We start from the raw sequence: 22567 nt of genomic DNA on the forward strand, positions 1-22567 counted from the left end.
CGGCGTCCCGGCGGGGACGCCGCCGTTCTCCTTCCGTGCGGGCTCTCAGGCGTCCCGCGGGATGTTCCGCATCCGCCCGTACGCGTATACACAGCCCGCCAGCGCCACGTCGGACAGCAGCATGAAGCCGATCGAGTAGGAGCCCTTCGCGCTGTAGACCGCGCCCATCACCAGGGGCGGCACGAAGCCGCCGAGTCCGCCCATCGCGCCGACGATCCCGGTGACGCTGCCCACCTTCGCCTGCGGGGTCACCTGTGAGACCAGCGCGAAGACACTGCCGCTCGCGGTACCGAGACCGGCCGCCATGATCAGCAGAGCGATCGTGCCGCCGGGCATCAGCTTCGGGTCGAAGGCCTGGACGATCGCCATCAGGGCGGCCACGCCGAGCGCCGCCGAGGAGACCAGCGCCGGGTGGATCCGGTCCGAGAGCCAGCCGCCGATCGGCCGGAAGACCACCGTGACCAGGGCGAATCCGGCGGCCTTCGTACCGGCGTCGGTCGGCGGGAGGTCGTACCAGGTCTTCAGATACGTCGGCAGATAGACGCCGAACGCCACGATGCCGCCGAAGCCGATCGCGTACAGCGCCGACAGCTCCCAGGTGACCCGCAGCCGTCCCGTCGCAGCCAGCCGGTCAGCCAGTGTGCCGGTCGGCACCTGCCGCCCCGGCCGGTCGTTGACCAGCACCGCCGCCAGCGCCGCGTACACCACGAGCGCCCCGGCGACCACGAGGAACGGCAGGTTGTCGCCGTGCTCGGCGATCCGCGGGGTGAAGTACCCGGACAGCGCCACGCCGCCCATGCCCATGCCGAACACACCGAGGGCGAGGCCCCGTTCGGCGGGCGGGAACCACGAGTTGACGAGCGGGATGCCGATCGCGAACGTCGTACCGCCCAGGCCCAGCAGGAAGCCCACGGCCAGCATCGCGCCGTAGGAGTCCTTCGCCGGGATCAGCAGCAGCACCGGCAGGACGGTGAGCGCCGAGATCAGTGGGAACATCAGCCGGGCACCGTACTTGTCGGTGAGCGCGCCCACCGGGATCCGGCCGAGCGAGCCGACCAGCACCGGCACGGCGACCAGCAGCGACTGCTGGAACGAACTCAGTCCGAGCCGGTCCTTGTAGTCCCCGGACATGGGCGCGATCAGATTCCACGCCCAGAAGGTCAACGCGAAGCCGACCGTGGCCATCGCGAGGTTGCGGTAGGCGCCGGGCGGCGCGGCGGCCGGAGCGGGGGGCTGCTTGACGGCTGCGTACACAGTGACAGTCAAGGGCGCGGGCCCGTTCCCGGCCCGTCGGCGTGCTCCATCCGTGGGCGGGGCAGCCGCTGCCCACGGGCGCCAGGCAGCCGCTGTCGCCCGAAAGCTGAGACAATCGCGGTATGGACCGTCTGGACAGGGAAATCCTCGGCGTTCTGCAGGAGGACGCGCGGATCTCGTACCGCGATCTGGGCGCACGGGTCGGGCTGAGCGCCAACGCGGCGGCCGACCGGGTGCGGCGGCTGCGCCGGGACGGCGTCATCCGCGGCTTCACCGTGATCATCGACCCCGCCGCCGACACCCGGACCGGCCTGGTCGTCTTCATCGACGTGACCCTGCGGATGGACACCACCAACGAGGTCTTCGAGCGGGCGGTGCTGACCCTGCCCGGGATCACCGAAGTGGTGCATGTGACGGGCGGGCACGACTACCTCGTACGCGCCACCGCCGCCGACACCGCGGCGCTGGACGCACTGCTGCGCAGACTCAAGCGGGAGGCGGGCGTCGCCCACTCCAACACCAGGGTCGCGCTCAGAGCGGCGCCTGCCAGATGACGGCCGACGGGCGCGATCCGTCCTGTTCCCGCCCGTTGTCGCCGACCGTCAGCCGGACCGCGGCCCGGCCGTCGGGCAGCACGGCCGTACCGTCGACCTCCACCTCGATCTCCGACACCCCGGCCCGCCGGTGCGCGGCCGCCAGCGCCCCGCGCAACGCGGCGAGGAGCTGTCCGCTCACCGGCTCCCGCACGAGGGCGTCCACCGCCCCGGTGAAGTGCACCGACGGCTGGAATCCGAGCACCGCGGCCGCGCCCCGGGTCTCCCGCAGCACCTGACCGCGGAAGGTGGTGGGAGCCTCGGCGGGCGGCTGCTGGAGGGCGAAGATGGTCGTCCGCACCTCCTGGATCGTGGAGTCCAGCTCGTCGACGGCCCTGCCGAGCAGCTCGTCGGTCTCCCCGGTGCCGGCCCGGCGGCGGGTCGACTCCAGCATCATCTCGGTGGCGAACAGCCGCTGGACGACGAGATCGTGCAGATCACGGGCGATCCGGTCCCGGTCCTCGTACACCGCGAGCTGCTCGCGGTCGTGCTGGGCGTCCACCAGGACCAGCGCGAGCGCGGCCTGCGAGGCGAACTGCGAGGCCAGCAGCCGGTCCACGGCCGTGTACGGGCGGCCGCCGCGCCGCCGGGGCAGGGCGAGGGTGCCGATGAGCCGCCCGCCGCTCTGCAACGGCAGCATCATGCTGGGGCCGAACCGGGACCGTACGTGTGTGGTCATCCGGGGATCGGTCGCCGAGTCCTCGATGAAGACCGGCTCGCCGCCCAGCAGCTGGACCAGGACGGGGGAGCCGGGCTCGATGGCGGTGCCCACCAGACCGGCCGGATCGTCGAGCGTGGACGCGGCGACGATCTCCATCCCGCCCTCCTCGGTCGGCTGGAGGATCACCCCGGCCGCCGCGTCGCTGAGGATTCTGGCCCGTTCGGCCACGGTCGTCAGGGCATCGGCGGCGTTCTCCCTGGTCAGCAGGGTGTTGGTGACCGCGGCCGCGCCCTCGATCCAGCGTTCCCGCTGCCGGGCCGTCTCGTACAGCCGGGCGTTGCCGATCGCGATACCGGCCTGCGAGGCGAGGACCCGCAGGAGCGCCGCGTCGGTGTCGGTGAAGTGCGCGGTGCTCTTCTCGGTGAGGTAGATGTTCCCGAAGACCGTGTCGTGCACCCGGATCGGGGCGCCGAGGAACGAGTGCATCGTGGGGTGGCCGGGCGGTACCCCGGTGGCGCGCGGGTCGGTGGTCAGGTCGTCGGAGCGCAGCGGCCGCGACTCCTCGATGAGGGCGCCGAGCATGCCGGAGTGGCCGTCGGGGAGGTCGCCGATGGCCTCCCGTTCGGCGTCGCCCAGTCCGCAGACGAACAGTTCCCGGATGGTGCCGCGCTCGGGGTCCAGAACGCCCAGCGCCCCGTAGCGGGCCGTGGTGAGCGCGGTGGCGGTGTCGATGATCTGCTGCAGGGTGGCCCGCAGTTCGAGATCGGTGCCGACACTCAGCACGGCCTCCAGGAGCATCGGCAGCCGGGGCGTCTGCGGGATTCCTCCGGGGGATGCCGCGTCGCGTGGTTCGTCGGTCATCCGCCGCACGGCCCGCGGCACTCAGCAGGCGAGCGGGGCGAGGACCATCGGGCGGATCTTGCCGTCCAGCATGGCGCCGAGCCCCAGTACGGAGCAGACGTCGGGCCGCTCGGCGATGTGCACCGGCATGCCGGTCGCGTCGCGCAGCATCTGGTCCAGGCCGGGCAGCAGCGCGCTGCCGCCGACCATCATGATCCCGCAGTCGGCGAGGTCGGCCACCAGATCGGGCGGGCATTCCCGCAGCACCTTGCCCAGGCCGTCCAGGACCGTGGTGAGCGGGCGGTGGATCGCCTGTTGCACCGCGGCGGTGTCGACCTCCACGGAGCGGGCCAGGCCGGTCGCCACGTCCCGGCCGTGGATCTCGGTCAGGGCGGGCCCGTGCGAGGTGAGGCCGTTGCCGCTGAGTGCCAGCTGCAAGGGGCGTACGGAGTGGCTGGGCAGCATCAGCTCGTGGTAGTGGCGCAGATGCTGGATCACCGCGTGGTCGATCGCGTCGCCGCCGATCGGGATGCGTACGGCGGTCACGATCGAGCCGAGCGAGAGCACCGCGATCTGGGTGGTCGCGGCCCCGCACACCATGATCATGGTGGCGGTCGGCTGCTCGACCGGCAGTCCGCAGCCGACGGCCGCCGCGATCAGGGTGTCGACCAGCTCGACGCGCCGGGCGCCGAGGCCGACCAGGGTCTCGACGGCGGCCCGCTGGGCGAGCGGATCGCTGTCGTGCGGGGTGCAGGCGGCGGCGCGCAGCCGTGGTCTGCGGCGCAGCTGACGGCGGAGCTTCTCGCCCAGCAGCTGGCGCAGCATGCGCTGGGCCATGTCGATGTCCACGACGGTTCCGCCGGAGACCGGACGGACCACCCGGATGTAGTCGGGGGTGCGGCCCGTCATCTGTTCGGCGAGCGCGCCGACGGCGATGAGTGAGCCGGTACGGGTGTTCACGGCGGCGGCGCTCGGCTCGTCCACGACGAGCCCGAGCCCCTTGATGTACACCCGGGTCCGGGCGGCCCCGAGGTCGACGGCGACGTGGCAACGGCGCAACTGATCAAGGCTGACGGTCACGGCAGGTCTCCCGAGAGCGCTGATGGGGGTACCGACGGGCAGCCGGTTGTCTTCGTATCGTGCGCCGCCGGGAGGCGTTGTGCGCGTTGGGATGCGCCGTAGGGGGTACGGAGCTGACGGCTCGTCGGCCGGCGGCCTCGCGGGTCTGTCAGCGGGGGAGCAGCCGCTGGAGCAGTCCCCAGGTGAACTCGGCGACATACGGTTCGCCGGTGACCGGAGCGGTGATCGCGAGCGCCCAGCGGGTCGGCGCGCTGCCCTCCATCGGGCGGGCCGGTGCGAAGGCCCGCGCCACCTCGTCCACGGTGCACGACCAGGGGCGCAGCTCCTCGACCGTGTGCAGGGCGGGGGCGGCCGCGCCGGGGGCCCGCACCAGCCACTCGTTCCACACGGCCCCGCCGGGCCCGGCCATCACCTCGAACCGCAGATCGGGCCAGAGCGGTACCGGCCAGAGCAGGGCGTCGCACTCCAGATCACCCACCGTGCGCCGCAGCGACGATTCGGGCTCGCCGAGCACCGAACGGTAGCGGCGCAGCGACCCCCGCCCCCGTGGCGCACGCACCATGGCCTGCCAGCGGCGGTTGGCCTCGCGCATCTCGGCGAGCGTGGCGCTCAGTTCGTGCCGGGCGTCCTCGACGAGGCCGGGCTGGTGGTCGGTCATCCGGCGCAACAGGACAAGCTGGAACTCACGGGGGCCGAAAGGCGTGGCAGCGGTCATGGAATCAACGCTTCCACACAGGATCCTCACCTGAGCCGCTTTCTCTGTTGTCCGATGGGCATCTAATCTGCGGGCGCCATGGATTACTGCCACCCCTGTCAGCGGCATCTCAACGGCGCCCTGGCCTGTGCCGGATGCGGAACCCCCGCGGAGGCGCTGAGCCACTACGCCGCGCCCGCGCCCCTGGGCCATGAGCCGGACGCGCGGGACGAGACGGCCGCGCCGTCCCGCCCCGGCGGCCGGCGCCGCCGGGGGCACGACGCTGCCCGGACGGAGCGCGTCGCCGCCCCGGCGGGTCACGGCGGGCACGGTTCGGGTCGGCCGCGCCGGGGCGAGGAGCGGGACGCCCGGCCGCGCCGGGGCCGCCGGGCCCGCAGCCGCCGCGGCCGTACGGTGCTGCTGGCGCTGCTCGGGGTGGCCCTCGCCGCCGGAGCGCTGAGCCTGGCCGAGCTGGCGACCGAGCCGGACGGCGGCGACGGCGCCTCGGACTACGTACGCGAATCGGCCTCCGTCACCACCGCGCCCGCCCCGGAGCCCCCGGCGAGCGATGCCGTCGAGCCGCCCGGCCCCGTGGAGACCCCCGCGGGCAGCCCCCCGGTGGTGCCGGCCACCGACGTCCGCCCCTCCGGCGCACCCCGGACGGACCGGCCGCGCCCCGAAGCCACCACCGCCCCGGCCCCGGCGGCCACCGCGGAGGTGTCCGGCCCGCCGTCCGAGCAGCCCGCCACCCCGTCCGCCGGTCCGTCGGAGCCGGACGGCACGGGCGACGAGCCGTCGCGGCCCCCGGCCTCCGAGCCGCCCACCCCGACGCCCACGCCGCCCCCCACCCCGACACCGAGCCCTTCGGACACCTGCTGGTTCCTCTGGTTCTGCTGAGGCCCAGCGGCTGAAGTCCTGGAGGCCCGGGGCCTGAGGGCTGAAGTTCTGGAGGCCCGGGGTCTCAGACCGCCGGTTCCATGCCCAGCATCCGGCGCAGCAGATCCCGCAGCACCGCGCGGTCCTGGTCGGAGAGGCCGGCCAGCGGCTCGCGGGCGAAGTCGAGCGATTCACGCAGTTGCCGCGCCGTCCGGGTGCCCTTCTCGGTGGGCGCGGCCAGCTTCACCCGCCGGTCGGCCGGATCGGGCCGGCGCTCCACCAGGCCGCGCACCTCCAGCCGGTCGACGATGCCGGTCACGTTCGACGGCTCGCACTTCAGCTTCTGCGCGATCCTGCGCATCGGCATCGGCTCCAGGGAGAGCAGGCCGAGGACCCGGGCCTGCGCACCGGTGAGGCTGTGTGCGGCTGCGGCCTCCTCGTACTCCTCGTAGTAGCGCGCCACGACGGTGCCGATGAGCTCGACGACCTCGAGGGTCAGTGGGTCTGTACGAGTGGCCATGACGCTCAGGATAGCCGGTTACTTGACAACGTGAAATATCCAGGCGCATGGTTGTTTTACATGGTGAAGCTTTTCCGCTCCGGCCGAACGGCTTCCCGCACCTTCCCCCCTCTAGACATCGAGGAGACACCGAGCCCATGTCTGCAGCTCTTCCCACGTCCAGCCGTGAATGGCACCTCGTAGCCCGTCCGCACGGCTGGCCGAAGGCCGAGGATTTCGCGCTGCGTGAGGCACCGGTCACCGCTCCCGCCGAGGGCCGGGTCCTCGTCCGCAACCTGCACTTCTCGGTCGACCCGTACATGCGCGGCCGGATGAACGACGTGAAGTCGTACACCCCGCCGTTCAAGCTGGACCACCCCATGGAGGGTGGCGCGGTCGGCGAGGTCGTCGCGTCCAACGCCGAGGGGTTCGCGGTCGGCGACCACGTCCTGCACGGCCTCGGCTGGCGCGAGTACGCCGACGTCCCGGCCGAGCATGCCGTGAAGGTCGACGCCTCCCTCGCCCCGCTCTCCGCCTACCTCGGCGTGCTCGGCATGACCGGGCTCACCGCCTACGCGGGCCTCTTCGAGGTCGCCTCCTTCAAGGAGGGCGACGCGGTCTTCGTCTCCGGCGCGGCCGGTGCGGTCGGCAGCCAGGTCGGCCAGCTGGCGAAGCTCAAGGGCGCCTCGCGGGTCATCGGCTCCGCGGGCTCCGACGAGAAGGTCAAGCTGCTGGTCGAGGAGTACGGCTTCGACGCCGCCTTCAACTACAAGAACGGCCCCGTCGCCGAGCAGCTGCGCGAGGCCGCTCCCGACGGCATCGACGTCTACTTCGACAACGTCGGCGGCGAGCACCTCGAAGCCGCGATCTCCTCGTTCAACGTGCACGGCCGCGCGACCATCTGCGGCATGATCGCGCAGTACAACGCGACCGAGCCGACCCCGGGCCCGCGCAACCTCGCCCTCGTCATCGGCAAGCGGCTGCGCCTTCAGGGCATGCTCGTCGGCGATCACGCCGCCCTCCAGGGGCAGTTCGTCCAGGAGGTGGCCGGCTGGCTGGCCTCGGGCGAGCTGAAGTACCGCGAGACCGTCGTCGAGGGAATCGAGAACGGCTTCGAGGCCTTCCTCGGGCTGCTCCGCGGCGAGAACACCGGAAAGATGATCGTCTCCCTCGGCTGACACAGTCACAGGGGCACCCGTTAGGCTCATCCCAGGCCGTCGTGATCGTGGGCGCGAGTCGCGGCGCATCAGCAGGAGGATTTACAGGTCATGACCATTCAGGACGTAGCCGTTGTGTACACCGCTGTCGCCACCGCCGAGAACGGCCGTGACGGCCGGGTCTCCACGGACGACGGCAAGCTCGACGTGGTCGTCAACCCGCCGAAGGAAATGGGCGGAAGCGGCGCGGGCACCAACCCGGAGCAGCTCTTCGCGGCCGGCTACAGCGCCTGCTTCCAGGGCGCGCTGGGTGTCGTGGCCCGTCAGGAGAAGGCCGACATCTCCGGCTCCACGGTGACCGCCGCGGTCGGCATCGGCAAGACCGAGGCCGGTGGCTTCGGCCTGGAGGTCGCGATCACGGCGACCATTCCGAACGTCGACAGGGCGACCGCGCAGGCGCTCATCGAGAAGGCCCACCAGGTGTGCCCGTACTCGAACGCGACGCGCGGCAACATCAAGGTCGAGCTGTCGGTCGCCTGACCGCAGGCATCACTCGTACCGCTCGCGCGTAGCCGAGGGCCGCATCCCGTTTCAGGGGTGCGGCCCTCGGTTTTGTTCGGCACCACGGACGTTGTTCGCAATTTCTGCGCGACCCATTGACGCGCAAGCGCTGCGATTTTACGGTCCGTTCGAAGTTACGGGCAGCATTCGATATATCGAATGGATGAGGGCGGGCACGGGACCACCTGGCCTGAATCGCAGGCGACCGATCACAGGGCTGGTTGGCGCGCTCGCCGGACCGGAACCCCGCGGGACCCGAACCCGAACACCCCGAACACAGCGAGGAAGCCATGACCCGCACCGCGCGCTTCACCCTCGACCCGGCGTTCACCGTCGGCGACGTCGATCCCCGTCTCTTCGGCTCGTTCGTGGAGCACCTCGGCCGCTGCGTCTACGACGGCATATACGAACCGGGCCATCCGGCCGCCGACGAGGCGGGCCTGCGTACCGACGTGCTGGAACTCATCCGTGAACTCGGCGTCACCGCCATCCGCTACCCCGGCGGCAACTTCGTCTCCGGCTACCGCTGGGAGGACGGCGTCGGCCCCGCCGGCGATCGGCCGCGCCGCCTCGACCTCGCCTGGCGCTCCACCGAGTCGAACCGCTTCGGGCTCTCCGAGTACATCGCCTTCTGCAAGAAGATCGGCCCGCAGGCCGAGCCCATGATGGCGGTGAACCTCGGCACCCGCGGTGTCCAGGAGGCCATCGAACTCCAGGAGTACGCCAACCACCCGGCCGGCACCGAACTCTCCGAGCGCCGCATCGCGCACGGCGACAAGGACCCCTTCGGCATCAAGCTCTGGTGCCTGGGCAACGAGATGGACGGCCCCTGGCAGACCGGCCACAAGACCGCCGAGGAGTACGGCCGGGTCGCCGCCGAGACGGCCCGTGCGATGCGGCAGATCGACCCGTCCGTCGAACTCGTCGCCTGCGGCTCGTCGAGCCGGTCCATGCCCACGTTCGCCGAGTGGGAGGCGACGGTACTCGCCGAGACCTACGACCTCGTCGACTACGTCTCGCTGCACGCCTACTACGAGGAACACGGAGGCGACCGCGACTCGTTCCTGGCGTCCGCCGTGGACATGGAGTCCTTCATCGAGGACGTCGTCGCCACCTGCGACCACGTCGGCGCCCGGCTGAAGTCCACGAAGAAGATCAACCTCTCCTTCGACGAGTGGAACGTCTGGTACATGGCGCGCAGCCGGCAGGAAGCGCAGGCGAACCCCCTCGACTGGCCCGAGGCGCCGCGCCTGCTGGAGGACAACTACTCGGTCACCGACGCCGTCGTCTTCGGCACCCTGCTCATCGCGCTGCTGCGGCACGCCGACCGGGTGGCCGTGGCCTGTCTGGCCCAGCTGGTCAATGTGATCGCCCCGATCATGACCGAGCCCGGCGGACCGGCCTGGCGGCAGACCACCTTCTTCCCGTTCGCCCAGGCCGCCCGGTACGCAAAGGGCCAGGTCCTGGACGTACGGGTGGACTCGCCCCGGTACGGGACGGCCAGGCACGGCGAGACGGACCTGCTGCACGCCACGGCCGTCCGCGACCCGGGGACCGGCGCCGTCACCGTCTTCGCGGTCAACCGCGGCCAGCACGGGGTCCTCCCGCTCGAAGTCGCCCTGCACGGCTTCGAGCTGACGGAGATCGCCGGGCACCAGGTCCTCGCCGACGCGGACCCGGACGCCCGCAACACACTCGCCGAGCCCGCGCGGGTCGCCCCGCACCCGGCCGAGGGCACCACGCTCGACGCGGGGGTGCTCAGGGCCGCCCTTGAGCCGATGTCCTGGAACGTGATCCGGCTCGGCTGACCGCGGAATGGGGGCGGGCCCGCCGGCGGCCGAGGGCCGGACGGGCCCGCCCGACTTCCCGGTCAGCGGCGCCCGCCCCCGCCAGTACGCTGACGGCATGCGTGACGCGGCAGCGGGATTCGGCTATTTGATCAATGGGCAGCGCTGGGTCGCCCGGCACGGGCGGTGGTTCGGCATCGGTCTGATCCCCGGCCTCATCACCCTGGTGGTGTACGCGGGGGCGCTCGTCGGCCTCGGCTACGGGGCCGACGACCTGGCGGCCTGGGCGACCCCCTTCGCCGACGGCTGGTCCTCGCCCTGGCTGGGCCTGCTCCGCACCACCCTGACCGTGCTGGTCTTCGCCTTCGGCCTGTTCCTGGCGGTGATCACGTTCACCGCGGTGACGCTGCTGGTCGGGCAGCCCTTCTACGAGTCGCTCTCCGAGGAGGTCGACCGGGCCGAGGGTGGCGAGGTGCCCGAGTCGGGGCTGCCGCTCTGGCGGGAACTGTGGATCTCCGCCCGCGACAGCGTACGCATCCTGGTGCGGGTGGCCCTGTACGCCGTACTGCTCTTCGCCCTCGGATTCGTCCCGGTCGCCGGCCAGAGTGTCGTCCCGCTGATCGGCTTCTGCGTCACCGGCTACTTCCTCGCCGAGGAACTCACCGCCGTCGCGCTCCAGCGCCGCGGCATGGTGCTGAAGGACCGGCTGGTCCTGCTGCGCGGCCGACGGCTGCTGATCCTCGGCTTCGGCGTACCGCTGGGCCTCGCCTTCCTGGTCCCGTTCGTCGCCGTCTTCCTGATGCCGGGGGCCGTCGCCGGTGCGACCCTGCTGGCGCGCGAACTGGTGGGGCAGGACGACGGCGCGGACGACGACGCGGCCGACGGGGAGGACGAGGGATCGCTGCCGTCCTCCTCGTCGCACACCTTCAGCGACTGAGCGTCAGCTCGTGTGCACCTCCAGCGCGGTGCGGACCGCCGACTCCAACGCTCCTTCGATCCAGGCCGGCTTGACCGAGGTGTGGCAGCCCGCGAAGTGCAGCGGACCCTCGGTCGAGCGCACATCGGCGAACAGTTCGGTGTGCTGGCCGGGCAGCAGTACGGACGCCTCGCCGTACGCGTACGGGTCGCGCATCCACGACTGGGTGGCGCCGGCCCCCGTGTAGAAGACCTCGATGCGCTGCCCGTACACGTCCTGCACCCCTCCCAGGGCGTGCGGGTAGCGCTCGTCGTCGTCCAGGGAGTCCCATTTCAGGGCGTCGTCCGCCCAGCTGTACGAGGCGAGGAGAACTCCGCCCTTGCTCGTGCCGGCCGGGTGGGAGGGCTGGTACATGAACCGGTTGGCGTTGTCGGTGACCGATCCGCCGCCGATGACGTGAGCGGCCTCGGGCTGGTTGCGGGCGGTCGCGCGGTACGCCGCGTAGTGCACGCGCTGGTTGGGCGGCAGGTGGCCGGACGGTACGGATGCGTGCGCGCCCAGCAGCGAACCGTCGGCAGGTGCCTTGCCGAGCCGGTACGCGTCGTACAGACCGGGCCGGATGCTGTTCAGCTCGGTCTTCCAGTCCTTCTCCTCGAACTCCCACCAGCGGCGGCTGAATTCGAGCAGCACCTTGGTGGCCGCGTCGTAGTGGATCTCGGTGATCGCGCGCCGCTTGCCGTACGAGAGCGCGGGCGTGACCGGGATGTGGCGCAGTCCGGAGAACGGCACGGTGACGATCGCCCGGTCGCCGGTGAACGTCTCCCGCACGACCTTGCCGTCCCGGCCCTCGGACACCGTCTCGACCCGGACTCCGTCGGCGCCGTGGCTGATCCTGGCGGCCCGGCGGTCCAGCCGCACCAGGTCCTTGACCCGTGCGTACATCGCGTCGGCCAGTGTCGCCGTGCCGTCGGGCAGTTCGTAGAACGCGGTGTCCGGGCTGATCAGGGAGGCCCCGATGAAGCTGTGCACGAAGGCGAGGTGGAGCCGCGAGGTGAGGTTCTCGACCGTGCCGATGAGGTCGACGGTGCGCTCGTCGAGCTTGGCCGCCTCGGTCAGGAAGCGGAACATCGACCAGTGGCCGTAGCGCTGGATGACCCGCGCCCAGCCCTTGACGAGTTCGGAGCCCTCCTTGCCCTCGAACTCCGCGCGCACCGGGGCGAAGGCCTCGCGCACGATGGCCGAGGCCGTCTTGTCCTCGAATTCGGCGGGGACCCCGAAGGAGCGGTTGACCGCCTGCGGCTTCTTCGCGTAGTCCGCCTTGCGGACCCGGACGCCGTTGACGTGGATCCAGGTGTGGTTGACGGGCCGGCCGGTCTCGTCGACGTCGACGAGGTAGAAGCGGCGGCGCTTCAGCTCGAAACTGTCCATGAGCCCGGTGACGAGCGGGTGGCTGTCGGGGATGCGCATCGCCCCGGCCTCGGCGTACTGCTCCGGGTCGGCGAAGGGCGACTTCGCGTTCTCGTGGCCGCCCGTGCGGAAGGTCTTGATCCGGCCGCCGACCCGGTTGCCGTTGGCCTCGATCACGGTGACGGTGTGCCCGGCCTCGCGGAGCAGATGGGCGGCGGTGAGCCCGGCCGGGCCCGCGCCGATGACCAGCACCTTCTTGGGCGCCTTGCGGCTGCGCGGCAGGCCCTTGGTGAGCAGGACGTCGCGGTAGTGCGGCACCAGCGGCTCGTCCCGCTCGTCGCGGACGAGGATGGCGCGGGCGACGGTCAGGCAGGCGTTCCAGTCGGAACCGGGGGCCGCCGCCGGGGCGGGGGCGGCGGCGGCCGCGGCGTTCGCCGAGGTCATGGCGGTCGCGGCGAGAGCGCCGGCGCCTGCGGCGGCACCGGCGATCATGGTGCGCCTGGAGGGCAGGCCGGAGGTCGGTCCGGCGGGCTTGGAAGTCATGCGGCAACCCTGGGGGGCGCGAAACGGGGCGCACGCGCACGGACGCGCGTAGACCGCTCGGAATCACCCGCAGGGGGCGCTTAACGATCTTGTCGTATCGGTGTTGCCGCAGGTCATGTCACTCGTGGACGGGATTGCTGTCCGCGTCCGAGGCGTCCGAGGACTCCGGCCGTGAGGCCTGCTCGGCGTCGGTCCGCAGCAGCCGGAGGAAGTCCTGGAACGCCGCAGGCATGTCCACCGCGTCCGGGTCCAGCAGCCACTGGTACTGCAGCCCGTCCATCGTCGCGACCAGGAGGGGCGCGACGCGCTCCGGCGTGAGCCCGCCCGGCAGCCGCTCGCCGAACTCGGCGCGCAGCATCGCCGTCATGCTCGCCCGGACCTGGGTGTAGCGGTGGGTGAAGAACTCCCGCGCCGGGTGTTCCTCGGTGACGCTCTCGCCGAGCAGCGCCGAGAAGGTTCGGTACTACTCAGATCCCTGTTCCGGCCGCTTCCGGTCGGCTTCCTGGACCGTACGCCATGCCCGTGTGTTACGTATTGATAACAAACCCTACCGATCTACCGGCTGGACGTACGAGGCCCTCACCGTCACCGAGGACGCCGCCACCGTCCGCCTCACCAACACCGGCACCCGGCCGGGCGCCGAGACCGTGCAGCTCTACCTGGCCCCGAGGGCCGACACCGCCGAACGCCCGGCCCGGGTCCTCGCCGACTTCGGCCGCGTCGAGGCGGTGCCCGGCCAGAGCGTCGAGGTGACGGTCCCGCTGGAGCGGCGCGCGTACGAGATCTGGGACGAGACGGCGTACGGCTGGACCGTCGTCCCCGGTACGTACGAGGTGCAGGCGGCCCACTCGCTCGGCGACGTACGGCTGACCGCGACCGTTGAGGTCAAGGCGTAGCGGCCCGGGTCCACCCCCGACCCCCTGTACGGAAGAGCCCCGGAGCGGTCCCTGACCCCGCTCCGGGGCTCTTCCCCGTGCCGTACGAGCGCCGTCGTATCAGCGCCGTCGTATCAGCGCGTCGTATCAGCGTGCCGAGAAGCCGTACACCGTCGTCGACACGTACTCCTGGCCCGGCCGCAGCACCGTGCTCGGGAACTCCGGCCGGTTCGGGGAGTCGGGAAAGTGCTGGGTCTCCAGCGCGATTCCGGCGCACGGTCCGAACGGCTCCCCGTCGAAGTGGTCCGCCGTGTAGAGCTGAAGACCGGGTTCCGTGGTGGTGACGGTCAGCACGCGCCCCGACGCCTCGTCGTACAACTCGGCCGCCGGACCCGATATGCCCTCGTCCAGCACGTAGTTGTGGTCGTACTCCCCGGGCACCGGCCGGGACTCCCGGAAGTCGAACCGGGTCCCGTCCACCGGCCGGAACTCACCCGTCGGCAGCGACTCCGCGTCGGCCGGGGTGATCCGTCCGGCCGCGATCCGCAGCCGCTGTCCCAGCGCGCTGCCGCTGTCGGCGCCCGCGAGGTTCCAGTACGTGTGATTGGTCAGGTTCAGCACGGTCGGCGCGTCCGTCGTCGCCCGGTACGCGATCCGCAGCGCCCCGCCCTCGTCCAGCGTGTACGCCACCGAGACCTCCAGGCGCCCCGGGAAACCCTCCTCGCCGTCCGCCGAGACCAGGGACAGCTCCACCCCGTCCGCGGTCTCCCGGGCGTCCCAGACGCGCTTGTCGAAGCCGAGGGCCCCGCCGTGCACGTGGTTGCGCCCCTCGTTGCGCGTGAGGTGGCAGGTCCGTCCGTCTAGCTCGAAGGCCGCGCCGCCGATCCGGTTCGCGTACCGCCCGACCAGCGCGCCGAAGTAGGGCCCGGTGTACTTCAGGTACGAGGCGAGATCCGGCAGCCCGAGCGCCACACCGGTCCGCGCGCCGTCGCGGTCCGGCACCTCGACCGACTGCACGACGCCGCCGTACGTCAGCACGCGCACCCGCGTGCCGGCCCGCTCCAGCGTCCAGCGGTGCACGACCGTGCCGTCGCCGAGGGTGCCGAAGTCTTCCGTGCGCGTCGCCGTGTTCGAACCCGTGTCCATGATCGCGAACTCTAGACCGGCCGGCCCTCACGCGGGGGGCCGGGCCGCCGTGACATTGCGGTACGCGATCTCGGCCAGCCGGGCCTGCCCGTTGCGCCCCGGGTGGAACCAGTCCCACTGGCTGAGCTGCTTGCCGGTGAACCGGTAGTCGAAGACCGCCCCGCCGTCGTAACGGCAGCGCACATCCTTCGCACACACCTCGCGCAGCACCTCGTTGTACGCCACCACGCGCTTCTGCACCGCCGCGCGCCGCGCCACCGCCGAGGCGCTCATGTCGTCCGCGTCGCCCAGCATCGACTTGCAGATCCCCAGCTTCCAGATCTGCTTGCCCAGCTGATTGCCGCGCCCCGTCGACCAGAGCCGCTTCAGATCCGGCACGCTCGACACATACACCTGCGTCTTCGGCGCGACGCTGCGCAGCTGACGCATGGACGCCTCGAACGACGCACGGAAATCGGCCACCGGTGTCATGACCCGCACCGAGTCCCGGCAGGCGTCGTTGGCGCCGATCATCACCGTCACCAGATCGGGGTCCTCCTTCGCGGCCAGCGCCATCTGCTCCGGCAACTGGTTGATCCGGGCCCCCGTCTCCGCGTGGTTCCAGCTGCGGTCCGCCGCGCCGGAGGCGCCGAGCAGCCGCACCGCGAGGCTGTTCACCGTGCTGTCCGTGCCGGTCGACCAGGAGGCCTCGGGACAGTCCGCCAGCACCGAGCAGGCGTCGAACCCGCGGGTGATGGAGTCCCCGACCGCCGCGACCGACCCCGGGCTGCGGTCCCAGACCGGTGCGGCCGCCGCGGAGGGGTGCCCGGCCGCCGCGCCCTTCGTCGTGCTGTCCGACCCGGAGTCACAGCCGGCCAGCGCGGCCGTGCCGAGACACGACAACGCGGCCAGCGCGGCCAGTGCGGTGCGCGATCGGTGCCGTACGGAGCGATCCGGCATTCCCTGGTGCCTCCCGTCCATGCCCCCGGCAAACCCTCTTGGCACCGGTCGGCGGGCCCGCCCGCCCCGCGGGGCGAATGCTGAGCGAATCATGGGCCCAGGACCGACGGTACGTCACACCTCGGACGCCGCCGCACGGTAGCTTTTCCCCCGTCGAACCAGTGGTTCCTTCGGCAGTCCGGCTCCACTCGGGTGGCTTCCGAACTTCACATCACGTCACATAGTGTCCCTTTTCCGGAGATTAACTCCCGATGCTGTTTACTGATGACAACCTCGGGAAGCGGCCGGAAAGAGGCGTTACGGGCGCGAGGCCGCTGGGGAAGGCGAACCTCGTCCCACACTGGAGGTCCCGGTGACGACACGTGGAGTTCTGTACGTTCACTCCGCACCGCGCGCGCTCTGCCCCCATGTCGAATGGGCGGTGGAGGGTGTACTCGGTGTGCGGGTCCAGCTCGACTGGATCAGACAGCCGGCCGCGCCCGGCACCTGGCGGTCCGAGTTCTCCTGGCAGGCCAGGCCGGGCACGGCGTCGAAGCTCGCCTCCGCGTTGCGCGGCTGGGATCTGCTGCGCTTCGAGGTGACGGCGGAGCCGTCGCAGACCGCGGAGGGGGAGCGCTACAGCTCCACGCCCGAGCTGGGCATCTTCCACGCGGTCACCGGCATGCACGGCGACATCCTGATCCCCGAGGACCGGCTGCGGGCCGCGCTGGCACGGTCGGTGCGGGGGGAGACGGACCTGGGGGCGGAGATCACCAAGCTCCTGGGCAAGCCGTGGGACGACGAACTGGAGCCCTTTCGCCACGCGGGCGAGGGCGCGCCGGTCCGCTGGCTCCACCAGGTCGTGTGACCGGGGCTCCGACCGGGCAGGATCAAGCCCCTCCGGCGACTGAGGAGCGGGGGTGCGGGGGCGGAGCCCCCGAAAGGACCCGCACTACGTGTGAAGCCCGCCTCCCCACAAGGGGGAAGCGGGCTTCACACGTACAGCGGTAAAACGATCACACGCTACGGAACGCCAGCACCACGTTGTGCCCGCCGAATCCGAACGAGTTGTTGATCGCCGCGATCGGCCCCTCCGGCAACGGCCGCGGAGTGTCGCGCACGATGTCCGCCTCGACCGCGTCGTCGAGGTTCTCGATGTTGATGGTCGGCGGAGCCATCCGGTGGTGCAGTGCCAGGACCGTCGCCACGGTCTCGATGCCGCCCGCGCCACCGAGCAGATGGCCCGTCATCGACTTCGTCGCGGAGATCGCGACATGGTCGAGGTCGTCGCCCAGGATCTTGCGCAGCGCCTTCAGCTCCGCGACGTCGCCCTGCGGCGTGGACGTGGCGTGTGCGTTGAGGTGCACGACCTCGGACGGCTTGAGGTCCGTCTGGTCCAGCAGGTTCTGCATCGCGGCGGCGATGCCGCGCCCGGTCGGCTCGGGCTGCGCGATGTGGTGGGCGTCCGCGGACAGCCCCTGGCCCAGCACCTCGGCGTAGACCCGGGCGCCGCGCGCGGCGGCGTGCTCCGCGGACTCCAGGACGACGACGCCGGCGCCCTCGCCGAGGACGAAGCCGTCCCGGCCGGTGTCGTACGGACGCGAGGCCTTCTCGGGCTCGTCGTTGCTCTTGGACATCGCCATCATGTTGGCGAACGCGGCGATCGGCAGCGGGTGGATGGCCGCCTCGGTGCCACCGGCGAGGACCACATCGGCACGGCCGGTGCGGATCATCTCGACGGCGTACCCGATCGCCTCGGCGCCCGACGCACAGGCGGAGACCGGGGTGTGGACGCCCGCCTGGGCGTTCACCTCGATACCGACGTTGGCGGCCGGACCGTTGGGCATGAGCATGGGCACGGTGTGCGGGGAGACGCGGCGTACGCCCTTCTCCTTCAGCACGTCGTACTGGTCGAGCAGGGTGATCACGCCGCCGATGCCGGAGGCGATGACCGAGCCCAGCCGATCGGGCTGGATCTTGGCGTCCTCACCGGCCTTGCCGGTGAAGCCCGCGTCCGCCCACGCCTCACGGGCCGCGATCAGCGCGAACTGCGCCGAGCGGTCCAGCTTGCGGGCGAGCGGACGGGGCAGGACGTCACCCGGGTCGACGGCCGCGAGGGCCGCGATCCGGACAGGCAGTTCGGCGAAACGGTCGCCCTCAAGGGGCTTGACGCCGGAACGGCCGGCCATCAGACCTTCCCAGGTCGATGCGGAATCGCCACCCAGCGGAGTGGTTGCGCCGATACCGGTGACGACCACGGTGCGATTGGTCGAGTTCACTGGAAAATCTTCTCCACGTGTAGAGGGTCGTGAATCAGCGGCGCCACCGCCGGGTGGCGACACACGAACCGGCTGGATCAGGCCTGGTGCTTGAGGATGTACTCGGCAGCGTCGCCGACCGTCTTGAGGTTCTTGACGTCCTCGTCGGGGATCTTGACGTCGAAGCGCTCCTCGGCGGCGACGACGACCTCGACCATGGACAGCGAGTCGACGTCCAGGTCGTCGGTGAAGGACTTGTCCAGCTGGACGTCCTCGACCGGGATACCGGCGATCTCGTTGACGATCTCGGCGAGACCGGTGACGATCTCTTCCTGCGTGGCGGCCATGTTGGCGCTCCTTCGGTGTATATCTGCTGGGTTCGGGCGTCCGGGCCGAAAAGACCCGGTGTGCCTAGGGGAGGGTAACGACCGTCGCGGCGTAGACGAGACCCGCCCCGAAGCCGATGACGAGCGCGGTGTCGCCGCTCTTCGCCTGACCGGTCGCCAGAAGCCGCTCCATAGCGAGCGGAATCGAGGCGGCGGAGGTGTTGCCGGTGGTCTCCACGTCACGGGCGACCGTGACGTGCTCCGGCAGCTTCAGGGTCTTCACCATCGAGTCGATGATCCGCATGTTTGCCTGGTGCGGAATGAAGACGTCCAGGTCTTCCGGGGCGATCCCGGCCGCGTCCAGCGCCTGCTGGGCGACCTTCGCCATCTCGAAGACGGCCCAGCGGAAGACCGCCTGGCCCTCCTGCGTGATGGCCGGGAACTTCTCCGGACGGTCGGCGTGGAAGGTGTCCCACGCCACGGTCTGCTTGATCGTGTCCGACTTGTCGCCCTCGGAGCCCCACACCGTGGGGCCTATTGCGGGCACCTTGGACGGGCCGACGATGACGGCACCGGCACCGTCGCCGAACAGGAACGCCGTCGCACGGTCGCTCAGGTCGGTGAGGTCGCTCAGCCGCTCCACGCCGATCACGAGCACGTACTGGGCCGAGCCCTCGACGATCATGCCCTTGGCGAGCGTCAGGCCGTAGCCGAAGCCCGCGCAGCCGGCCGAGATGTCGAAGGCGGCGGGCTTGCCCGCGCCGACCTTGTGGGCGATCTCGGTGGCGATGGCCGGGGTCTGCTTGAAGTGCGAGACGGTGGACACGATGACCGCGCCGATCTGCGACGGGGTGATCCCGGCATCGGCGATGGCCTTGCCGGACGCCTCGACGGACATCGCGGCCACGGTCTCCTCGTCGGAGGCCCAGTGGCGGGTGGCGATGCCGGACCGTGAGCGGATCCACTCGTCGGACGAGTCGATCGTTTCGAGGATCACCTCGTTCGGCACGACACGGGTCGGGCGGTAGCCGCCGACACCCATGATCCGTGCGTACGGGGCGCCCTGGCTGGGCTTGATCTTCGACATGCTCTCGGGCTCCTTAGGCGCCCGCGTGCTCAGCGATGAGCGCGCGGGCCGCGTCGAGGTCGTCGGGGGTCTTGAGCGCGAGGGTCTGCACACCCGGCAGCGCGCGCTTGGCGAGACCGGTGAGCGTGCCGCCGGGGCAGGCCTCGATCAGTGCCGTGACGCCCAGTTCCTTGAAGGTCTCCATGCACAGGTCCCAGCGGACCGGGTTGGCGACCTGGCCGACCAGCCGGGAGATGACCTCCGCGCCGGTGGCGACGGTCTTCCCGTCGGCGTTCGAGACATATGTCACGGCCGGGTCGGAGACCTCCAGAGCCGCGGCGGCCTCGCGGAGCCGCTCGACCGCGGGAGCCATGTGGTGCGTGTGGAACGCCCCGGCGACCTTCAGGGGCACCACGCGGCGCACACCCTCGGGCTTGTCCTCGGTGAGCGCGGCGATCTGCGCGGCGGTGCCGGCGGCGACGATCTGACCGGCCCCGTTGACGTTCGCCGGGGTCAGGCCGAGCTTCTCCAGGTGCGCGATGGTGACCTCGGGGTCCCCGCCGAGCAACGCCGCCATACCGGTCTCGGTGACCGCCGCGGCCTCGGCCATGCCGAGCCCACGGGTGCGTACGAGACGGAGGGCGGCCTCGTCGCCGATGACTCCGGCGAAAGCGGCTGCGGTGATTTCACCAACGCTGTGACCTGCGACGACACTCGGCGAAGCGTCGAGTGCGGCCGCGGACAGCAGGCCGGCGGCGACCAGCAGTGGCTGAGCCACCGCGGTGTCGCGGATCTCCTCCGCGTCGGCCTTGGTGCCGTAGTGGGCAAGGTCGAGCCCGATGGCGTCGGACCAGGCCGCGATGCGGTCGGTGGCACCGGGGAGGTCGAGCCAGGGAGTCAGGAAGCCGGGCGTCTGAGCGCCTTGGCCGGGAGCGACGAGTACGAGCACCCTCACACTCTCTCTTGTGAACGGTCCGAAACACCCGTGGGGACAGGGACGAAGAACCGTATGGGGAATTGTTGATGTCCGACAAAAGTCTAGGACTGGAGATCTCTGTCGGCCAGACGCCCCAGGATGAGGGCGATCCGCAGTGTGAACGCCGAGCGGACGTCCGACGGTGACCACCCGGTGACGTCTGTCACACGTCGGAGCCGGTAGCGCACGGTGTTGGGGTGGACGAAGAGCATCCTGGCGGCTCCTTCGAGGCTGCTCGCCTGTTCCAGATACACACTCAGCGTCTCCAGGAGGGCGGAACCCGCTTCTTCGAGCGGTCTGTAGATCTCCTCTACCAACTGGTCCCGCGCGGCCGGGTCACCCGCCATCGCGCGCTCCGGGAGCAGATCGTCCGCGAGTACCGGCCGGGGGGCGTCCTGCCAGGCGCCGCACGCCTTGAGCCCGGCGGCCGCCGCCTGTGCGGACCGGGTGGCCGCCAGCAGGTCCGGCACCACGGGACCGGCGACGACCGGACCCGCCGCGTACGGCCCGATCAGCGCCTTCGCGACCTGGAGCGGATTGTCGCTGCCGCCCGCGATGACGACGAGGCGGTTGCCGAGCACCCCGGTCAGGACCTGGAGCTTGGCGTGCCGGGCGGCCCGCCTGATCGCCTCCACGGTCAGTTCGCTGTCGCCGTCCGGTGCGGTCCCGAGCAGCACGCAGACATGCTCGGGGGAGTTCCAGCCGAGCGCGGCGGCCCGGGACACGGCGCCCTCGTCGGCCTCCCCGGACAGCACCGCGTTCACCACGAGCGATTCGAGCCGGGCGTCCCAGGCGCCCCGTGCCTCAGCGGCCTGGGCGTACACCTGGGCGGTCGCGAAGGCGATCTCCCGCGCGTAGACGAGCAGCGCCTCACGCAGCACCGACTCGTCGCCGGGCGCGGCGACTTCGTCGATCGCGGCCTCCATGACCTCGATCGTCGTCCGCACCATCTCGACGGTCTGCCGCAGCGTGATCGCCCGGGTCAGCTCGCGCGGAGCCGTACCGAAGACATCGGTCGAGATGGCCTGCGGGGTCTCCGGATGCCGGAACCACTCGGTGAAGGCGGCGATCCCGGCCTGGGCGACCAGGCCGATCCAGGACCGGTTCTCCGGTGGCATGGCCCGGTACCAGGGCAGTGACTCGTCCATGCGGGCGATCGCGTTCGCGGCCAGCCGTCCGGAGGACTGCTCCAGCCGCTTCAGCGTCGCGGCATGGAGATGGGCGTCGTTCGCAGCGGGCTGCTCAGGATCGGGTCGGGGCACGGAGACAAGACTGCCTTATCCGGACTGCTGCCCGGAGGGGCGGGGCGGTCCGCGGGTCGTACCGCTGGGTAGTGGTCCCTGGCCGGGGCCCCGGTACGGCGGCGCGGGCTACCGTGGGCGGGTGATTTCCGTACGTCGCTCGGGCGACCGCTTCAGGGGCGGGGACGAGGCGGCCGGTATCGAGTCCCGGCACTCCTTCTCCTTCGGCACCTTCTACGACCCGGACAACCTCCGCTTCGGCCCGGTCCTCGCCTGCAACGAGGAACGCCTGGAGCCCGGCGCGGGCTTCGACGAGCACCCGCACAGCCACACGGAGATCGTGACCTGGGTGGTGGAGGGGGAGCTGACCCACCGCGATTCCACCGGCCGTGCCACGGTCGTACGGGCCGGGGACGTCCAGCACCTCAGCGCGGCGGGGGGCGTCCGGCACGTCGAACGCAACGACGGGGACGTTCCGCTGACCTTCCTTCAGATGTGGCTCGCACCACTGGAGCCGGGCGGCGAGCCCTCGTACACGACCGTCCCCGGCATCGCCGACTCCACCCCGTACGCCCTCCCGGAGGCGGGCGCGATGCTCCATGTCCGGCGGCTGGGGGAGGGTGAGCGCACGGCGGTGCCGGACGCGCCTCGGGTGTACGTCCATGTGGTGGCCGGGAACGTGCGGATCGGCGACGCGGAGCTGACCCCGGGCGACTCGGCGCGGATCACCGGAGAAGTGGGGCTGGAGCTGGTCGGCGGCGGCGGGGCGGCCGAGGTGCTGGTGTGGGAGCTGCCGGACTGATCCGGGGTACGCGGAACTCGTGCAGCCACACGTCCCCGAAGTGGAACTGGATCACCAGCTCCGCCCGCGAACCGCACGGGGGGCAGGGAGA

The 22567-nt window shown here is 71.3% G+C and carries 22 protein-coding genes and 1 pseudogene; 9 read left to right on the forward strand and 14 right to left on the reverse strand.

Going from position 1 to position 22567, the window contains the following annotated elements; translation table 11 throughout:
• Window positions 1–45: 45 nt before the first annotated feature.
• Window positions 46–1254: an MFS transporter gene (locus OG322_RS26275; RefSeq protein WP_329307769.1), complete on the reverse strand. Its 1209-nt coding sequence runs from the start codon at window positions 1252–1254 to the stop codon at window positions 46–48.
• A 122-nt stretch (window positions 1255–1376) separates the two neighbouring features.
• Here OG322_RS26275 and OG322_RS26280 point away from each other — a divergent pair, with 122 nt between their 5' ends.
• The gene (locus OG322_RS26280; RefSeq protein WP_123470749.1) at window positions 1377–1808 is read left to right on the forward strand and encodes an Lrp/AsnC family transcriptional regulator; all 432 of its coding nucleotides are present in this window, start codon (window positions 1377–1379) and stop codon (window positions 1806–1808) included.
• Here OG322_RS26280 and OG322_RS26285 read toward each other — a convergent pair.
• The 3 genes from OG322_RS26285 to OG322_RS26295 all read right to left on the reverse strand — a co-directional run bounded on the left by OG322_RS26285 (window position 1786) and on the right by OG322_RS26295 (window position 5143).
• The gene (locus OG322_RS26285) at window positions 1786–3369 is read right to left on the reverse strand and encodes a GAF domain-containing sensor histidine kinase (RefSeq protein WP_124283954.1); all 1584 of its coding nucleotides are present in this window, start codon (window positions 3367–3369) and stop codon (window positions 1786–1788) included. The two genes, OG322_RS26280 and OG322_RS26285, sit on opposite strands and share 23 nt — an antisense overlap.
• Window positions 3370–3390: 21 nt before the next feature.
• Window positions 3391–4428: a rod shape-determining protein gene (locus OG322_RS26290; protein ID WP_123470747.1), complete on the reverse strand. Its 1038-nt coding sequence runs from the start codon at window positions 4426–4428 to the stop codon at window positions 3391–3393.
• Between the two features lie 148 nt (window positions 4429–4576).
• Window positions 4577–5143: a hypothetical protein gene (locus OG322_RS26295; RefSeq protein ID WP_329307027.1), complete on the reverse strand. Its 567-nt coding sequence runs from the start codon at window positions 5141–5143 to the stop codon at window positions 4577–4579.
• Window positions 5144–5221: 78 nt separating this feature from the next.
• Here OG322_RS26295 and OG322_RS26300 point away from each other — a divergent pair, with 78 nt between their 5' ends.
• Entirely contained in the window at window positions 5222–6019 is a 798-nt protein-coding gene (locus OG322_RS26300; RefSeq protein ID WP_329307028.1) for an SCO2400 family protein, read from the forward strand.
• A gap of 64 nt (window positions 6020–6083) precedes the next feature.
• On the opposite strand, the gene OG322_RS26305 is transcribed toward OG322_RS26300, so the two are convergent.
• A complete protein-coding gene (locus OG322_RS26305) occupies window positions 6084–6518 on the reverse strand; it encodes a MarR family winged helix-turn-helix transcriptional regulator (protein ID WP_123470741.1) in 435 nt (144 codons plus the stop codon).
• Between the two features lie 137 nt (window positions 6519–6655).
• Here OG322_RS26305 and OG322_RS26310 point away from each other — a divergent pair, with 137 nt between their 5' ends.
• The 4 genes from OG322_RS26310 (at window position 6656) to OG322_RS26325 (ending at window position 10939) form a co-directional block, all read left to right on the forward strand.
• Window positions 6656–7675, forward strand: coding sequence for an NADP-dependent oxidoreductase (locus OG322_RS26310; protein ID WP_123470739.1), 1020 nt, complete (start codon window positions 6656–6658; stop codon window positions 7673–7675).
• A gap of 90 nt (window positions 7676–7765) precedes the next feature.
• Window positions 7766–8194, forward strand: a complete 429-nt coding sequence (locus OG322_RS26315) for an organic hydroperoxide resistance protein (RefSeq protein ID WP_124283953.1) — start codon at window positions 7766–7768, stop codon at window positions 8192–8194.
• 311 nt (window positions 8195–8505) lie between these two features.
• Window positions 8506–10023, forward strand: a complete 1518-nt coding sequence (gene arfA, locus OG322_RS26320; RefSeq protein ID WP_329307029.1) for an arabinosylfuranosidase ArfA — start codon at window positions 8506–8508, stop codon at window positions 10021–10023.
• Window positions 10024–10120: 97 nt separating this feature from the next.
• Complete coding sequence (locus tag OG322_RS26325) at window positions 10121–10939, forward strand: EI24 domain-containing protein (protein ID WP_266412066.1); 819 nt, start codon at window positions 10121–10123, stop codon at window positions 10937–10939.
• A gap of 3 nt (window positions 10940–10942) precedes the next feature.
• On the opposite strand, the gene OG322_RS26330 is transcribed toward OG322_RS26325, so the two are convergent.
• A complete protein-coding gene (locus OG322_RS26330) occupies window positions 10943–12868 on the reverse strand; it encodes a flavin monoamine oxidase family protein (protein ID WP_329307030.1) in 1926 nt (641 codons plus the stop codon).
• Between the two features lie 118 nt (window positions 12869–12986).
• A pseudogene (locus OG322_RS26335) lies at window positions 12987–13328 on the reverse strand (TetR family transcriptional regulator C-terminal domain-containing protein); the annotation flags it as partial.
• Window positions 13329–13392: 64 nt separating this feature from the next.
• On the opposite strand from OG322_RS26335, the gene OG322_RS26340 reads away from it, so the two are divergent.
• The gene (locus OG322_RS26340) at window positions 13393–13764 is read left to right on the forward strand and encodes a fibronectin type III-like domain-contianing protein (protein ID WP_329307031.1); all 372 of its coding nucleotides are present in this window, start codon (window positions 13393–13395) and stop codon (window positions 13762–13764) included.
• A 126-nt stretch (window positions 13765–13890) separates the two neighbouring features.
• Here the strand turns inward: OG322_RS26340 and OG322_RS26345 are convergent, their stop codons facing one another.
• Window positions 13891–14889, reverse strand: coding sequence for an aldose epimerase family protein (locus OG322_RS26345; RefSeq protein ID WP_329307032.1), 999 nt, complete (start codon window positions 14887–14889; stop codon window positions 13891–13893).
• Window positions 14890–14916: 27 nt separating this feature from the next.
• Window positions 14917–15828 (reverse strand): SGNH/GDSL hydrolase family protein, encoded by a 912-nt coding sequence (locus OG322_RS26350; protein ID WP_124283949.1) that lies wholly within the window; start codon window positions 15826–15828, stop codon window positions 14917–14919.
• A gap of 352 nt (window positions 15829–16180) precedes the next feature.
• On the opposite strand from OG322_RS26350, the gene OG322_RS26355 reads away from it, so the two are divergent.
• On the forward strand, window positions 16181–16675 hold the full coding sequence (locus OG322_RS26355; protein ID WP_123470719.1) for a DUF3145 domain-containing protein: 495 nt from the start codon (window positions 16181–16183) through the stop codon (window positions 16673–16675).
• A 148-nt stretch (window positions 16676–16823) separates the two neighbouring features.
• On the opposite strand, the gene fabF is transcribed toward OG322_RS26355, so the two are convergent.
• From fabF to OG322_RS26380, 5 genes are all read right to left on the reverse strand, one after another.
• A complete protein-coding gene (gene fabF, locus OG322_RS26360) occupies window positions 16824–18086 on the reverse strand; it encodes a beta-ketoacyl-ACP synthase II (RefSeq protein ID WP_123470717.1) in 1263 nt (420 codons plus the stop codon).
• A gap of 77 nt (window positions 18087–18163) precedes the next feature.
• Entirely contained in the window at window positions 18164–18412 is a 249-nt protein-coding gene (locus OG322_RS26365) for an acyl carrier protein (RefSeq protein WP_123470715.1), read from the reverse strand.
• A 64-nt stretch (window positions 18413–18476) separates the two neighbouring features.
• Entirely contained in the window at window positions 18477–19478 is a 1002-nt protein-coding gene (locus OG322_RS26370; protein WP_123470713.1) for a ketoacyl-ACP synthase III, read from the reverse strand.
• A 13-nt stretch (window positions 19479–19491) separates the two neighbouring features.
• Window positions 19492–20406, reverse strand: a complete 915-nt coding sequence (locus OG322_RS26375) for an ACP S-malonyltransferase (RefSeq protein ID WP_123470711.1) — start codon at window positions 20404–20406, stop codon at window positions 19492–19494.
• An 89-nt stretch (window positions 20407–20495) separates the two neighbouring features.
• Window positions 20496–21695 (reverse strand): PucR family transcriptional regulator, encoded by a 1200-nt coding sequence (locus OG322_RS26380; RefSeq protein ID WP_123470709.1) that lies wholly within the window; start codon window positions 21693–21695, stop codon window positions 20496–20498.
• A gap of 121 nt (window positions 21696–21816) precedes the next feature.
• Between OG322_RS26380 and OG322_RS26385 the strand changes: the two genes are divergently transcribed.
• Window positions 21817–22476, forward strand: coding sequence for a pirin family protein (locus tag OG322_RS26385; RefSeq protein ID WP_329307033.1), 660 nt, complete (start codon window positions 21817–21819; stop codon window positions 22474–22476).
• Window positions 22477–22567 lie beyond the last annotated feature (91 nt).

This window comes from Streptomyces sp. NBC_01260, from assembly GCF_036226405.1.
Taxonomy (GTDB): domain Bacteria; phylum Actinomycetota; class Actinomycetes; order Streptomycetales; family Streptomycetaceae; genus Streptomyces; species Streptomyces laculatispora.